Below are 14742 nucleotides of genomic sequence, written 5' to 3'. Positions count from 1 at the left end.
CCAGCATTTTCGCTCGGAAACCTGATAAAATGATTACCGACATGAAGTCACACTGGCGAGGTGGGTTTCACGTTCTAGACTTGAGGTGAGGCCTGTTAACGCGAGAGTCCGATCCAGAGTACGAGAACATTATTCGGTGAGCGTCTGATATTCATACCGGTCATGAGCAGGCCGGTCACAAGCCTGTCATTGTGTTATCCAGAACTTCCTAAAATGCACAGTCCGAAGCGACGTTTTCTGCTCAGGGAAACACACTTAAGCAATAGTCTGTTTGATATCTCGCTTGAGGGTCAAATAGCGCACGTTGTGCTGCCTAATTGGTTGCTAGCCTCAACTGGAGGGCATGGCGCGCTAGACTGAGTCGCGGATAGAGAACTTGAGGCGACCCGTCAGCGAGTGCGTCTCTTTGTGTAAAGTGCAATACCGCACATTGGCGTTGGAGAGGAAATATGAGTCAGTCGATTGAATTTAAATCAGTTTTTTTGGATGATACCTTAGAAGAAAATTCTAAATATATTCTCGGTATAATAAAAGGCAGCCCGCATAATAGAATGATTAAAAAATTAAGGGACAATACTTCAAATATGTCTCTTGCGCACGACGCGCTTTCTAAGTATACGATTGAGCTTGGACTTATAATATTTTCTATTGATCGATCAGATTCTATCTTTCGTTTTTTTACGCAAGATGATTTTGAAAAAATAGTATTATTTTCCAAAGAATTCTGCGAAAATTTTCGAACATTATCGGAGTTGTTTCGCGACAAAGAAAATAGTTTGCTTAGATATGTTAATGGGAAGTTAATAGACGGGGTTAGTAGTGTGAACGGCTTATCCGCATTTAATTTCGAAATTTCCCTAGCAGCGTTTATGCAACTTTGCGGATTTTTGACAGATTTCCCAGAATACGAAAAGATTTCGAAAGGGGAGGAAGGGGGAGGGATTTGCGATATTTTGGCCATTTCAAACGATATCTCTATAGCTATAGATGCTAAGTGCGTGCATGCAGACACTGGAATGATGATACCGAAAAATGTATTTGACAAAATATCTAGAGACTTTCTTAAAAATATTCCAGAGAACCGTCGGGAATTATTTAGGAATAGTGTAGTTGTATTTGATAGGCGTGAGTATTTTAACAATATACCTGGAGATGTTGCCGTTTTGGTGAATAGGGCATCTCGCGAGATTGAACCTGGTGGAGACCCTGTAGAAAACCGCTATCTACGCATAAGCGCATTCTGCGATCAGAGCTTGTTTAATGATAACGTCGATACGGATATAGATGATATTGTCAACACAGCCATTCCGAAAGCCGTAGAGACGCAGCATGGGCGTAAAGTAGAAAATATATTAACTAATAAATCTGTATGGGGTAAAATTCCAGTAGTTGTCTCGCTTTCTCGGAATGAAAATCTAGGATTACTTAATAACGATAATATATATAGAAATCTAAAAAAATCTTTTGACCGCCAGCTTAAAAAATATGAAGCATCTGTTATTGCCATGCATGTTCCTGATATAATTGACCATCAAGAGAAAACTTTATTTACAGGATCTGTCGAAGAAGGTAGATATCCTCAAATAGTAACGCTTGCCTCAAGATTGTTTGAAAGTTCATCTTTTAGTGGGCTTGCGGGAATCATTTTGTTTGGTAAGAAGTTTTTCATAAAAAAAGAAGAGAATACGGATCAAAAAGTTTTTTATGGTATAAGAGAAATAGCAGTTATTTTAAATAAAAACCATGCGAGCGTCGATCGCATTTGCCTTGCTTTCGACAAAGCGACGATGAAGTACCTGACCATATAACGTAAAATCTGTCTGTAAACTAAAGGGCCCGCATTTCTGCGAGTAAATTAGTTACCAACAGCACCGCGAGTCATGGCATGCAAAAAAACAATGCGACGCTCGCGGTCGACCACGAGGCGCCTCAAACGGAACATTTAGTCGAGATTTATTCCGTCAGCTTCCGGCACGACCAAAGGAACCGGGTCGAGGTCGTCGGTCGATAATCTGTGTATTTCCTATGTCCATGTCCGCGCTAAGGAATTCCAAAGCAGCGAAGTCAGCGGCCCTTGATGACCTTGTTGAAGTCGACGTCGTAGCCGGCGGCATGCATCTCCTTGGCGAGCTCCATTTTCCAAGCGCCTGCATCGTCCCAGGGGACGTAGACTACGCCGACGTAGTCCGATGGTAGCTCGACCGTATCCTTGAGCAGTGCGCAGACCTTGTCCCGCCCGAGGTGGCCGACGAAGTACCCCAACTCCAGAATCACGTTCTGCCTAGCGCGCGGCCTCTCCTCGGTATCGGTCTTCGCCCTACCGATATCGTCCGCGGTCAGGATGACCACCGCGAAACCTACATTGCTGTTCGCGATAAGTTTCTCCGGGATGGTCATCTCCCTGCTGGGCTGTTCGTGCAAAATGAACGGTTTCCTTGGTTCCGTTGTCGCGGCCATGAACGACGAATATTTTGTTCATGTCTGTGGCGGTCGATGAAACATCCTGCATGGATGGAGCCGATTGCTGGACGAACGTCTTGAGGTCTCGACCGAACGGCACGATGACTGCCCTTGTCATTTTATGAATACCCGAGATGAACTTGCTGCCGTTGTAGTACCAGTGATGGCCGAAGTTCATGAACCAGTCCGGATTGGCGGCGCCGCGCTCGATGAGGGCGATGGTGAGGCCGAGCTCCTGCTCCTTATCGTCGGGCCACTTAAGGCTCGCGCTGCCTTGCATACTGCCACCCTGATTGCTCTCAGCGAGGAACCCGGTCGAAGTCGACCTTGGCGCTCATTGCTTCGCTGGCGGCGCGCAGTTCCTCCGCTCTCAGAGCCCCAGCCAGTTTCTTCAAAGGTCGTTCATAGGTGTTTTAGTCGGCCTGCTGCAGGTCGAGTATGGCGTTGTTCAGTCCGGCGAAAGCAGATTTCAGAGTCACTCGGTGTCGCCCTTCAGACGGGCGGCTGCAGCCTTCTTAAGTACCTATTCGCGTAAGTTCGCTTTTATCTGCTCCACCAAGTTGACCACCATGTTGTTGCCCTCGTAGGAAGCGGCCTTCTGATCGATGGCGGCTTCCATTTCGCTGATGGCCGTCTCGATGCTGCCTGGGTCGGTGGGATCGAAGGATACGCTCGCCAATTCTCCGTCCACCTCCGTGGCGAACTTGGCGAGTTGGGCCATCTCCCTGGTGAGCTTGTCGAGACCTGTGATCTTGAACATGTGTTCCCCTCCAAAGGGTGTCCTGCGCCGACGATGAGCATGGAGTAGATGTCGTGCCCATAGAGCTATCTTGTATCGCCCGCCAGCCTATGACACAGCTTTCAATAATATCCCACGATGTCTGTGCGTTGTCATTATTCCGACATTGCATACTATTATAGACCGACAGATATGGTTGCTCCTGATCGGGGAGAAAGACTGCTTCCTACCTAAATTTGGTTGCAAGAGATCGCGCTGCCTGTGTCCGCTATGCAGAGGCGCCATCCAGCGATTTTATGTCCCATATGAGGCGTAAGCAGTATGTTCACTTACGCCTCATATCAGACACCCAAGCAGTTATGACGGTTGCCCGAAAGCGGACATTTGGCGTTTGCTTGAGTGGTATCGCAGGGCGACAGAAGCAGGGCCGGTATTCCTACATGCGCAAGCCTGTGACCATGCCATCCGGTCGGGCCCGATAGGAACAGTTCGTCATCCCCGGATTGCCGAGATACGCGATCATGCGATCGACTGAAGTCGCCCTACGAACACAGGGGCGGCTCGCGCTCAGGCCTGCTGCAAACGCTCCTCTGCGAGAACATGAAGTTGGTGCAAAAATTCTCGCTGGCGAATGCCACTATCGCCTCGGCGTTCGGCTATTTTTCGTAGTTTTTCGAATACCTCTTCGATCTCTTCGTCCGTCACCAACACTTGACGCCCGGCTCTCTGACCCCGGAACTGTTGCCGGTTACTCGCTTCGGTTTTGGCTGTCGTTAGATAGAAGTCAGCAAGCTCGGATGCCGCTTCGAGTTCTTCGAGCGGAAGCAAAGTGATCTGATTTTGAAGTCGGCTGCGGAAAGCTGGAACCGCAGCTGAGTAGCGGCGCATCGCGTCCGGTGTTATCGCGAGCATCATGAAAAGATGTTTCGGCAACGCGTCGATAATCGCGCGCATCGCGGAGAGATATCGTGTGATCGCGGTCGGACCGAGTACGCCATCCTGCTTTTCCAACTCATCGAGAAGGAGGAAGATACCCTTGAGAATTTCGGCTTCACTGCTGACCAAAATAAGGTCGCGCAACGCCGCAGTCTTGGATTCTACCGTATCGAGCCGAAACTGCACGCCTAATGTCTCGCGGTGGATCTTCAGGAGGCGAAAGCCGAGCAGCCATTCCATCATCAACGCCGCGTTGGCTTCTCTCGTATCTTCGTCATGCAGCGCGTGCAAAGCCGACCGCATGTCCTGACTCCGCACAACGCTCATCGGACTGGCATCGTCGTACAGCTTCGCGGCCAGCTTTTCGAGATGGTCTGTGCCAATCTCCTGGAATAGCCGCCGGATCGTCGCTTCAAACGACGCCTCGGGATCCGCGAGATAGCGAACGACATAATATTCGTCCTCATCTTCCAGCGCTTCCTGAATCTGTAACTCGAAATAGTTCAGGAAGTTAGTCTTACCGGTCCCCTGCGTACCTTCTACCACAACAACCTGAGATCGGTTATCACGGAAGAAGCTGAGTATGCGCGCTTCCGCCTCATCATCAGCTTCCGTCCGATAATGCGGATTGTTTGATGTCTGGTTCGCTGACGGGAAAGGGTTACCGGCGACGCCGAATTTCTTGAATATCAGGGGTGCACCGCCGCCGCCCTGCTGTCTCAACTTGTCCTTGAGGCTCATCGCGTCGCCTCCAAGATGCGGAGACTGGTACTGGCCTTACCTGGTATCAAATAGTCGCCCCTGTAGAGATGTACCGTGTCGATCACGGGATGACCACCGCGAGCACGAAGCACCTGCAGAATATGCCGGTCATTGCGAACATCGGTCGTAGAGCCTTCGGTCGATCGGTGAAGTAGACCAGCGCCGCTCGCATCACTGAGGCGCGCACGCGCGATCTCGGGATGAATGCCCTCGTTCCTGATCAGCCTCTCCAGCCAGGCGCCGGTCGACACGAGTTTGTCCCCGGTGTCGAGCGCGTTGAAATGCGTGAGCGCAAGCGGTGCAAACGCTTCAGCCGTCGGGGTGACGGGGGTGGGATATAGTCCCTCTTCATAAATTGGCGCGCAGATCAGCGTGATTTCCCCCAACGTTTTATAAGTTTTGAAGGCGCGCTCGAAATTGCCTGGCGGGATCGTTGATCCCACGGGGACCTCTGCTACATGGCTAGCGAATTTAGCAAAGGAATCCGCATACTGCAAAGCCTCGAAGGCCGTCTGGTTATCTTCGTTCCTGAGCGCAATCGCCAAAGCTGAGCCGGTTGGTGTCGCGTTCCAGGAGTGGCCATTGATAACGACATATCTGCCTGACAGGAGGAAACGACGGCAGTCGTCGATGCCTGCCCTTTTTTTCGCGCCCGCCAGTTTTAGAACAGCTTCTTCTGGCAGCGATTGCTCTGTGTCGAGCCCATCGAGCAAGGCGAAGAACGTCGCTACGTTGAACCGCTGGGGCCGACTTGCGCCGGCTGCGACCGGCTGCTGTGCCTTGAGTGCCTTCACACCCACGGTCTTGGCGCCTGCGTGAGCCGTGCGGACGGCCCCAGTTGCCGCCTTCTCTCGAACCTGATCGGAGGTATCGGGAGTTTCCGAGGCGGATATCGTTTTCGGTGTCGCCAACAGCGCCGGCCCCGGAGTGCCGGCGGCACCGGCCGAGATCGGCGGATATTCTGGTGCAACACATCCGTAGTGCTCGCACCAGAGCAGGTCGCCATGCGATTGCACCGGAGACCAGTTCAGTCCCTCACCGAATGCTGCAATTTCGATGTGCTGGTCGCTGGTAGAGGACTCCAACCGGACACTACCAAAGGCGGTGGCGAGCTCCCACAACACGGAAGCCAGCGAGCACTCGCGCAGCTTCCCACTGAAAGGATCGAGATTGATCCCGGTCAGTCGGCGTCCGAACAGATCGCTTGCGACGACCGAGTTAAAATACGTCGGTACGATGCCTTCGGCCAGCGCCATGCGCGCAAGTCCTTGATCACTTGTCAGGAGCTGCACCTTGTGGCCCAGATTGGACTGGGCCTGATGCTGTCGCGCGCTCTCAAGAATGAGGCGATCGGCATAAGCTTTGATGCGCACACTCAAGTTGAGCTCGGTCAGTTCGGGGTCTGAGTCCTTCATAAAGGCGCTGCGAAGAGGATCGCCTAAAAGAAAATTGCGCTCGATCTCCGTGTCGGTGTTTAGTTCGAGACGCAGCAGCACCCGCTGACCGCCCTGGCTGAGCATGTGGTCGATGAGGATGTCGAGCGGTCTGATCTTTGACGCGCGACGCGTGCTCAAGAAACGTTCGGCAAAATTGACGATCTCCATTTGAACGATGGCCGGCACCTTGATCCTTGCCGCGGGGTGCAGATGTCGCGCTACGAAATCGAGTCCGCCTTGGATAACTGCGCTGGTGTCCGCCACTACGGTTGTCGAACGCCGGTAAGGCATACCTTCCAGCGCGAACGGATCCAGACGCGGATACCGTAGTCCCAACCGCACCGCGATCCCACCCATCGCGTCCATGGCGCGGCGAAGCTTGCCATTTGTGCGGTCGGCTTCCTTGAAGCCCATGAGCTTGAACAACTGAGCGTCGATGTCTTCGCTCGAGGGCAAGACCCATTCGAAGCTCCCCCGACGTACCGCCATAAGCATATGGCTCGCTTTGTTACCACCAGGATCGAGGGTGATCGTCCCCAGATTGAGCCAGTTTTCAGCGCCGAACGCCTTGTTTTCAGAAACCTTGATTCGAGCCTCAGAACCTGCCTCGAACAGGTGAGCTAGGAGAGCTTCGGCTTCCCGCGGTGTGGTCAGCATCGAGGTCATCGCACGGACACCGACAGGCCTGGTATACCGCCAAAGGAGCCGATCAGCCACTCGATCTGGTTGCGCAAAGCCAGCAGCGAATTGAGCCGATAAGGCGCATCCTCATCCTCCCGCGGCGGATCGAGGCTGATCGTCCATTCTGCCCTGCCGCCGTTTAGGATACGGTCGACCTCGCTTACGAACTCGTCGAGGCGTTCCACACGCCTATCGCTAGGTTTGCGTGATGGCTCAAACCTGTCGAGCAACCCCGCCCGCAACCGGGCACGGTCCTCCTGCTCAAGAACACCGTCGAACGGATCTTCGCGCATCTGCCAGGAGAAGATTTCTTGCTGAATCTCCGAGTCGCTAGATATGACTTGCTGCCCGTTCTGATCGCCTTTCCATAGAGAAAGCGGCCGTCCGGGTGCGAAGTCCCGCCAGACAGAAAGCTTCAGCTTTACAATCGACTCTGCTGACATTCTTCCCCCTAATCTTAAACGTCACAAAGTCTTATCGTTCGCAACTTCGTGACGCCAGCGATTAAATGTCCTGCCTGCGGAGCCAAACCGTATAATCTCACGAACAGCCGTTCAAAGTCCGATCGGCGAACGACTCATCTTGGTCGGGAACCGTCGTGAACGTGAATACTGCAAATGGCTGCTTGCGGTTGATGTTGCCCGAAACCCGACATTCTACTCTCCCCCCCCCCCCGATCTGCCTGTCGGCTCAGTGATGCAGCAGCAGACAGGCGGCAAACGCCTTCTTCGCGGACACACAGGCGGTTAGAGGAACTTCCCGAAAGCCGACATTGCTAGGCGAGCCGCGATAGACCGCGTTTGGGACAAAGCCGCCATTCCCGGGTCACCGTCGAACGGGCGGCTTTCAACCGAACACCGGACATTCTGGGTGACAGCAAACAGCGGCAGGGAATCGGAAAGGCGGGCCGTCAGCTGTCAGGCAGCTTTCGGGCGCATGGCACACTGAAGCAGACACTTCCATTTTAGCGCCGCAGCAATGTTCCCCCTATCAGAACCATGCGCGGATCCGACTGATTGAGTCGCGAGCGTCCGAAATTTCGGCGCACGCACGACGGGCAGGTTAAGGGGGGCGCTTACGAACTGACAGGTTCTGGCCGTCATGTAGAACGCCGCTGCAGGCAAGATCGGCTCGATCAGCCTGGAGAGTTCAAACATTCCATGCCGTGGGATGGTCGGAAACCCATTTGCTGAATGATGACGATGTTAGCCGAACAGCATAGAAGAGGCTTGAGGGTTATTTGACTACGGGTTCGCGCTTCCCGGGGGGGCAAAGATGGCAACTGCGATTATCGGGGACGACGAGGTGGCCGCAGGAAGAGCTGCGGCGGATCGGCTTGCGGACGGATGGGATGACCGCACATGGGTCCCACTCGATGCGTCGGTTGAGTGGGCGCGCGCCGCAGTCGAGCGTCTGGGCAAAATAATCGCCGACCAGCCGGCAATGCTGCGCGCGAGCATGCGCGGAGCCGACAGGGGAGCGAGCACGCTCAGCCCGCGCCCTTTCCAGGGCATCGTGGAATGCCTCCAGAACGCGGACGACCTGGGCGCCACGGCTCTGCAGGTGGCGTATCGGAACGGTCCACGGCCCGAGTTGCTCATCGTCCACGACGGCTTGCCAGTGACGCTGGCCAACGTCGGCGCCATGCTCCTTCCGTGGCTCTCGACCAAGGACGCGGATCCCGACGCCGCGGGCCGCTTCGGGATCGGCCAACGCACGTTGAATTCGTTGGGCGGCCCGATCGCCCTGCACGCGCCGCCGTTCCACTTTGTCATGACAGAAGAAGGGCCCATCGTCTGCGATCCGGAGGCGGCCGTACCGGGCGTCTACGATCCGGCGCGTCGGGACACGATGCTCGTGATCCCGCTGGAGCCGTCGGTAACATGCGCCAGCGTCGCGGAAGCCGTTTCGGAACTCGACGTCGACGCGCTGGTCTTCCTCAGGAGCATCCGCACGCTGGGCTTCCGTCAGCTTGGCACCGATGCTGACGATCTGAATTTCGCCATCCAAGTGACACCGTGCCGAGCCGGCCGTATCGACTTCGGCGACGAGGAGGCGGATGTCGCGATCTGCGATATCAAGGTCCTATCCCCGCCTGAGTCCGCTGGCCGCGGCTATCGCCGCTATGCAACTAGGCGGACGGTCAAGCCCGACGAGGGACGCTTGAACAAGGCCACCGGCGCCACGACGCCGATCGGCGTCTGCGTACCATTGGGAGCCGCGGAGCCTTTTCGCCTTTACGACCGGATGCCCTTTCCGGTGATCACCGGTCTCTCTATTGGCCTCGACGCCCAGTTCGATCCCGACTCTGCCCGCTCCACTCTCCAACCAGTGGATTGGAACCGCAATCGCTTCACCGATCTCGCAAGGCTCACGGCTTGGGCCGCGTTGCAGGCGTTCGCAGTCGATCCCATCACCGCGTGGAACCATGTCCCGCTGCTGGCCGAGGTCGTGCCCGGTGACGCATGGGCGACGGAGCGTGCCCGCGAGTTGGTGACCGCATGCCACGACACGCTGCGCTCCACCCTCAAGATTGACGTCGGCGCCGGGCCGACGCCGCTGGCGAACATCGCGTTTGAGGCGGTTGATCTCGAGCCCCTCCTGACGGCTGAGGATGTCGAGCGCCTCGCGCCCGACGTCGCCGCGCTACCCCGTGACGTCCGCGACCCTGCCGGCCGCTGGAGGGAGGTACTGGCGGAGCTCGACGTGTCGCAGGTGATTGGCCTAGTCGACGCCTTGGCGATCCTCGACGGCAACCCCGACCGCAGTGTGGACTGGTATGTCGCCTTCGCGGCTCTCGCGGTCCGCGACGGGCAGTTCACACCGTTCTCGATGAAACCGAGCATTATGCTCGGCGACGGCTCAGTGACGGCGCGGCCGTCGCCAAGTCACGCTTGGGTGCTCGTGAAGGGCGCGTCGGTGAATTCGCTCGCCGTCAGGCTGGGGCTCGCCCGGACGATGCATCCCGCATATTTCGCGTCCGAAGCGCCCACAAAGGATTTCGTCGAGGCGCTGGAGCACTTGGGTGTGCTGTTCGCCGACCGCGATGCGGCCGCCGACGTGTTCGCGATCCTCGCACGTGACAACGCCCAGTTTGCCCGCGGCGAGCCGATCCGCGTTGAGGACGACGACCTGCTCGCCCTGCGCGACGCCTGGGCAGCTCTCCCCCGCGAACGTCACGGCGACCTCGGTGGCATCGTGGGCCGGCACATTGAGCTGCGCGCCACATGGCATGGCGAGGATGGGAAGCGCTCTGCCGGCTGGGCTCGCCCGGTAGAGTTGTATCTTCCGGCCGCAATCGATCGCGAGGTCGACAGCTTCGCCAAGGCGGCAGGCCGGACACCGGGCCTCCGCTGGGTCAACCCCGACTATAGCCGGCTCCTGAAACAGAAGGACGGCCGTTCGGCCATCGGCGCTCAGAAGTTGCTCGTGGCGTGGGGCGTGGCGCGCGAGCCCCGCCTGATCAAGCCGGGCGACGAGGAAGTCCGTTGGCAGCGCGACCCTCGCCCCGCCAGCCCGATCGCGACCGCGATGCGCACGGCAGATCAGCTCAGCAGTATCCGCGCCAACCAGTGGGTCACCCACCTGTTGGAGGATCACTGGTCCCCCGACGCCGACGCTGTCGCTGCCGACATCGCCCATGCTCCGGTCAAGACGAGGCGCAAGCGCGCGATCGCGCTGCTGGCGACGCTGAGTCGGGGTTGGGAACGGCGTTATCAGGATCTTTCCACCGCCTATCCGGCTTACGGATACTACGGTTATTGGAACCCCAGTCCGGAGGTCCGCGCGACTTGGCTGGCGCGTCTTGCCGACCAGAAGTGGATGCCCGACGCTGGCAGCGGGCTGCAGCGTCCGCTTGACCTTCAGCTTCAGATACCGGGCAGCCCGCCGCGGCCGGCTGAGCGCTCGGGCACGGTGGCCAAGTTCGACGCGCAGATCCAGCGTTCGGGTATTTTGACCGCGTTGGGGGTCAAGGCCGGCCCGACCCAGCGCGACCTTATCGATCGACTGCGGGCGCTCCAGGACAAAACCATTACTGCGAGCATCGAGGCCGAGGCGCTTGCGGTCTACCAGTTGCTTGCCGGCACCCTTCGCGAGCGCCGCGATGGCGTCGCCGAGAACGGCATGACGCAGGCCCAGCTGCGTAACGCCTTCAGGGCTGGCTCGGGACGGCCGGGGCTCCTGCTCGTCGACGGCGAGTGGCGTTCGCCAGAGGCGGTGTTGCGGGGTCCCGCCGTGTTCGGGAACAGGCGCGTCTTCGCGCCGCACGTCGAGGGGCTCGAGCAGCTATGGATCGTCTTGGGTGTGAACCTGCCCAGTGCTTTGGACGCGCTCGCTGTCCTCAGGGAGCTGGCGGACGGCCAGCCATCGCCAACCGGTTTGGGTATCGCGATACGTGCGCTCACCCTTGTTTCGACTGCGGTTGCCGACATGTCCACTCAGCAGCGTACAGCCCTGCGTCGCCTACCCCTGTGGACTGGCACTTCCTGGACGACGTCCCGGCCGGTCTACGCCCTCGAAGGCGAGGGGCTGCTTGCTGCCGCGCCCTCAACCATGCCGGTTTGGCGCCCAGGCCTGACCACCTTCGACACCTTGGCGCCGCTGCTAGAGGGGCTCGGCATCGTTCGCCTGACGCCGGCCGACTTTAGGGCGGCGTCGACGCCTGCGTATGGCCTCGCCGAGGGGGACGAATTGCGTCCCGTCTTCTCGCGCGCGGTCGCGCTGCTCCGGCAGGAGCTGGTGCGTGCGGACCAGGCACTGCTGGACAGCCTGTCCGTCGATTGGGACGATCTGCTCGCCGCCCACGTCGTGGTCGATCCCGAACTGTCGATCGTCGCGGATCTCGCGGGTGGTCGGGTAACGCTGTCTGCGCAGGCGCATGTCGGCCGAGACCCGTTGCGCCTCATCATCCGGTCGAAGCAGATCGCCGCCTCTGCCGAGGGCGCGGGCGCGGCCGTGGCGTCGTTGTTCTCCGGTGATCGGCAGAAGGCCGCATGGGCCTGGGCGGCCGTCTGGCCCCGGGCAATCCTAGGCGAGCAGGCCGCCGGCGCAGTGCTGCCGAAGACGCGTGCCGAGCGCGGCGATGGCAAGAACCGCCTCGAGGAGCTGGCTCGCCAAACGGCGCAGCGGAAGGGCAAGGCCAAGGGTAAGGATGGAGGCGCGACCAAGCCGGAAGCGGGCAAAGCGGCGTCGAAGCCGACCGTGCAGGTGCGCAAGCTGCGGGAGTTAGGCGAGCTTGAGCCCACCGCGGGGGTAATCGTCAACGCGGGCGCCACGCCGACCGGAGACCTCGTGTTCGCCAAGGCGCGGAAGGCCAAGGAGCGTCGGTTCCAGCCGGGCGGCGGCGGTGGCGGGGACGCCTCGACGCCGCGCACCGTTCTGCCGGCGACCTCGGATCGTGAACGGATGGCGCTGGACGCTGTGCGGTGTGCGCTCCAGCTCGACGTGCCTAGGTTCAACGACCTGCGCGCGGTTCGGGGCGTTGGCGTCGATGCCATCGACGAGCTGCGTCAGTGCTACGAGATCAAGATGAGTTCGGGGACGGCGCTGCCGACCGACGTCACGCTCACGGCAAGCGAGGTTGCGGCGGCACGGCACGATCCCGACTTCTTTCTGGCGGTCGTCACCGGCCTAGAGGACGGCGCCGGCGAGCTTCGGGTGCGCTTCATCTTCGACCCGCTCGCCAATCTTGACGTGCGGGTCCGCAATGATCTCACACTCACGGGAGTTGACCGGGCCGAAGCGCTGGAGTTCACGTTTGCGCGCCGGTCGGATGATCAAGGAGCGAATTAGGGGCTCATAGCTTTTTGGAACGATCCCCTGCCGACCGATAGATCATCTAGGACCCTACAGCTTCCCGGCGGATGCTACTGCGACGGTGGATCCGTAAGGAACGGCCGCTTTTATGCAGCAATCTAGGATGTTCAAATGGCCGTCATGGGCGCGTAGCCGACCGGCAGCCGTCCAACGGGCGAAGGACCGCTATCACACGTCATCGGCCGTTCCAGTGGCTGCACTGGAACGGCCTGAGTTGGTCGGTAGCAGTCATGGAAGTGAACGCTGGGAATGGCTGCTTTCGATCCCGCATTACCGATAGCCGACTATCCTCTCCCCCCCCATTGCTATCGGAATAAGACACGGTAGGTACGGCTTTATCAGGACAGGTGAGAAGGACGAGGTAACTTCTCGACTGGTCCGTCGACCAACGTGTGTGGGGAGAGACAGCTATATTCCCCGCATGTTATGCGGATACAGTGTTGCAGCTTGCGGTGATTGATCTCTATATTCTCCGCAAGGAGTGCAGGGAATATGGCGCGATACATTCATGAGCTCGGAGACTGGCCGGACTTCCGATGGGACAATGATGCCATCTCCCATGCATTGGCTGCTGTGCGTCACCAGCAGGGTCGGCTTTTAGGGCGTATGGAAAGTCTCGGCTTCGATTTCAGATCGGAAGCGGTAATCCAGACCCTGACCGAGGACGTCGTCAAGTCGAGCGAGATTGAGGGTGAAAACCTCGATCGCGAGCAGGTACGCTCTTCCATCGCCCGGCGACTGGGTATGGATATTGGTGCGCCGGCGCCAGTGGATCGGGATGTCGAAGGCGTCGTGGAGATGATGTTGGACGCAACCCGGCATTACGCTGAGCCTTTGACCGAAGAAAGGCTGTTCGCCTGGCATGCGGCTTTGTTTCCCACCGACCGAAATGGAATGTCGCGCACTCTGGTGGGAGAGTGGCGTGGTGACAGAACTGGCCCCATGCAGGTCGTGTCAGGGCCTGTCGGGCGCGAGACAGTCCACTATGAGGCATCCCCTGCCAGCAGCGTACCCACTGAGATGCAGATCTTTCTCGATTGGTGTAATGCCGGGCAGGCGCTGGACCCTGTGCTGAAGGCTGCCATCGCACATCTATGGTTTGTCACCATTCATCCGTTTGAGGATGGGAACGGTCGCATGGCGCGGGCCATCGGCGACCTCATGCTGGCGCGCTCGGAACAGACAGACCAGCGTTTTTACAGCCTGTCGGCCCAGATCCGTCAGGAGAGAAAGGATTACTATGCAATCCTTGAGGTCACCCAGAAGGGGGATATGGACATCACGCCTTGGTTGCGCTGGTTTCTGGGGGCTCTGGATCGCGCCTTTGATCGCGCTGAACTGGTTCTGGGAAAAGTCATCCAGAAGGCCCGTTTCTGGGATAATCTGGCCGGTCAATCGATCAATGACCGGCAGCGTCTCATACTCAACCGTCTGTTCGACGGGTTCGAGGGTAAGCTGACCTCATCCAAATGGGCGAAGCTGGCGAAGACGTCACCGGATACCGCTCTGCGTGATATCAATGATCTCGTGTCACGCGATATTCTGGTTCGGGAGGCTGCAGGAGGAAGAAGCACCAGCTATAGGCTAGTTTTCCCTGGGGCGTGAACCGAAGATCCGCACTGGTGCCTTCCTGATCGTGGGAAAGGACATCCATCGTCTCTGTCACAAATAAGAGACTGGCCGTGTGGCAGGGGCAGGCGGACCATGAGGAGTAGGGGGCGGATCAAACGAAAGTAAGGAAAAAAGCTTTCAAGGTTTCAGTCACTTAACTATGCTGGCACACGTTCAACAAACCCGCTGACAAGCGGCAGTTTTCTTTGGTTGCAGGCCCCCGCAACCATACGCTAAATATCTGAAAAGACACGATAAACCCGCCCATTGAGGCGGTTTTTTTGTTGCCTAAATCACCCC

9 protein-coding genes are annotated in these 14742 nt (G+C 57.9%); 3 read left to right on the top strand and 6 right to left on the bottom strand.

What is annotated here, in order from left to right; translation table 11 throughout:
* Positions 1-449: 449 nt before the first annotated feature.
* Positions 450-1808: a hypothetical protein gene (locus tag AD949_RS03415; RefSeq protein WP_048836693.1), complete on the top strand. Its 1359-nt coding sequence runs from the start codon at positions 450-452 to the stop codon at positions 1806-1808.
* 256 nt (positions 1809-2064) lie between these two features.
* Here AD949_RS03415 and AD949_RS14485 read toward each other — a convergent pair whose 3' ends face one another.
* The 6 genes from AD949_RS14485 to AD949_RS03390 form a co-directional block, all read right to left on the bottom strand.
* Positions 2065-2397 carry a TIR domain-containing protein gene (locus tag AD949_RS14485; protein WP_244463434.1) on the bottom strand — a complete coding sequence of 111 codons (333 nt, stop codon included), beginning with the start codon at positions 2395-2397 and terminating at the stop codon, positions 2065-2067.
* Entirely contained in the window at positions 2318-2740 is a 423-nt protein-coding gene (locus AD949_RS14480) for a hypothetical protein (RefSeq protein WP_244463435.1), read from the bottom strand. The genes AD949_RS14485 and AD949_RS14480 overlap by 80 nt, the downstream gene beginning before the upstream one ends.
* Positions 2741-2983: 243 nt before the next feature.
* Positions 2984-3220, bottom strand: coding sequence for a hypothetical protein (locus AD949_RS03405; RefSeq protein ID WP_048836694.1), 237 nt, complete (start codon positions 3218-3220; stop codon positions 2984-2986).
* A 546-nt stretch (positions 3221-3766) separates the two neighbouring features.
* Positions 3767-4876 (bottom strand): BREX system ATP-binding domain-containing protein, encoded by a 1110-nt coding sequence (locus AD949_RS03400; protein WP_048836695.1) that lies wholly within the window; start codon positions 4874-4876, stop codon positions 3767-3769.
* Positions 4873-6999, bottom strand: a complete 2127-nt coding sequence (locus AD949_RS03395; RefSeq protein WP_048836696.1) for a PIN domain-containing protein — start codon at positions 6997-6999, stop codon at positions 4873-4875. The genes AD949_RS03400 and AD949_RS03395 overlap by 4 nt, the downstream gene beginning before the upstream one ends.
* On the bottom strand, positions 6996-7457 hold the full coding sequence (locus tag AD949_RS03390) for a hypothetical protein (protein WP_048836697.1): 462 nt from the start codon (positions 7455-7457) through the stop codon (positions 6996-6998). The genes AD949_RS03395 and AD949_RS03390 overlap by 4 nt, the downstream gene beginning before the upstream one ends.
* A gap of 832 nt (positions 7458-8289) precedes the next feature.
* Between AD949_RS03390 and AD949_RS03385 the strand changes: the two genes are divergently transcribed.
* Both AD949_RS03385 and AD949_RS03380 read left to right on the top strand, forming a co-directional pair.
* Positions 8290-12807: a hypothetical protein gene (locus AD949_RS03385; RefSeq protein WP_048836963.1), complete on the top strand. Its 4518-nt coding sequence runs from the start codon at positions 8290-8292 to the stop codon at positions 12805-12807.
* Between the two features lie 516 nt (positions 12808-13323).
* A complete protein-coding gene (locus tag AD949_RS03380; RefSeq protein ID WP_048836964.1) occupies positions 13324-14436 on the top strand; it encodes a Fic family protein in 1113 nt (370 codons plus the stop codon).
* The last annotated feature ends 306 nt before the right edge of the window (positions 14437-14742 follow it).

The sequence above is a fragment of the Acetobacter orleanensis genome, from assembly GCF_001581005.1.
GTDB classification, from domain to species: Bacteria; Pseudomonadota; Alphaproteobacteria; order Acetobacterales; family Acetobacteraceae; genus Acetobacter; species Acetobacter orleanensis.
Note: the sequence above shows the minus strand (reverse complement) of the source record. Positions and strands in the feature narration are given on the sequence as shown.

Bases quoted from the DNA above. Each gene is read 5' to 3' on its own strand.
- AD949_RS03395 (WP_048836696.1), bottom strand. From the start codon at position 6,999: ATGACCTCGATGCTGACCACACCGCGGGAAGCCGAAGCTCTCCTAGCT.
- AD949_RS03400 (WP_048836695.1), bottom strand. From the start codon at position 4,876: ATGAGCCTCAAGGACAAGTTGAGACAGCAGGGCGGCGGCGGTGCACCC.
- AD949_RS03415 (WP_048836693.1), top strand. From the start codon at position 450: ATGAGTCAGTCGATTGAATTTAAATCAGTTTTTTTGGATGATACCTTA.
- AD949_RS03385 (WP_048836963.1), top strand. From the start codon at position 8,290: ATGGCAACTGCGATTATCGGGGACGACGAGGTGGCCGCAGGAAGAGCT.
- AD949_RS03390 (WP_048836697.1), bottom strand. From the start codon at position 7,457: ATGTCAGCAGAGTCGATTGTAAAGCTGAAGCTTTCTGTCTGGCGGGAC.
- AD949_RS14480 (WP_244463435.1), bottom strand. From the start codon at position 2,740: ATGCAAGGCAGCGCGAGCCTTAAGTGGCCCGACGATAAGGAGCAGGAG.
- AD949_RS03405 (WP_048836694.1), bottom strand. From the start codon at position 3,220: ATGTTCAAGATCACAGGTCTCGACAAGCTCACCAGGGAGATGGCCCAA.
- AD949_RS14485 (WP_244463434.1), bottom strand. From the start codon at position 2,397: ATGACCATCCCGGAGAAACTTATCGCGAACAGCAATGTAGGTTTCGCG.
- AD949_RS03380 (WP_048836964.1), top strand. From the start codon at position 13,324: ATGGCGCGATACATTCATGAGCTCGGAGACTGGCCGGACTTCCGATGG.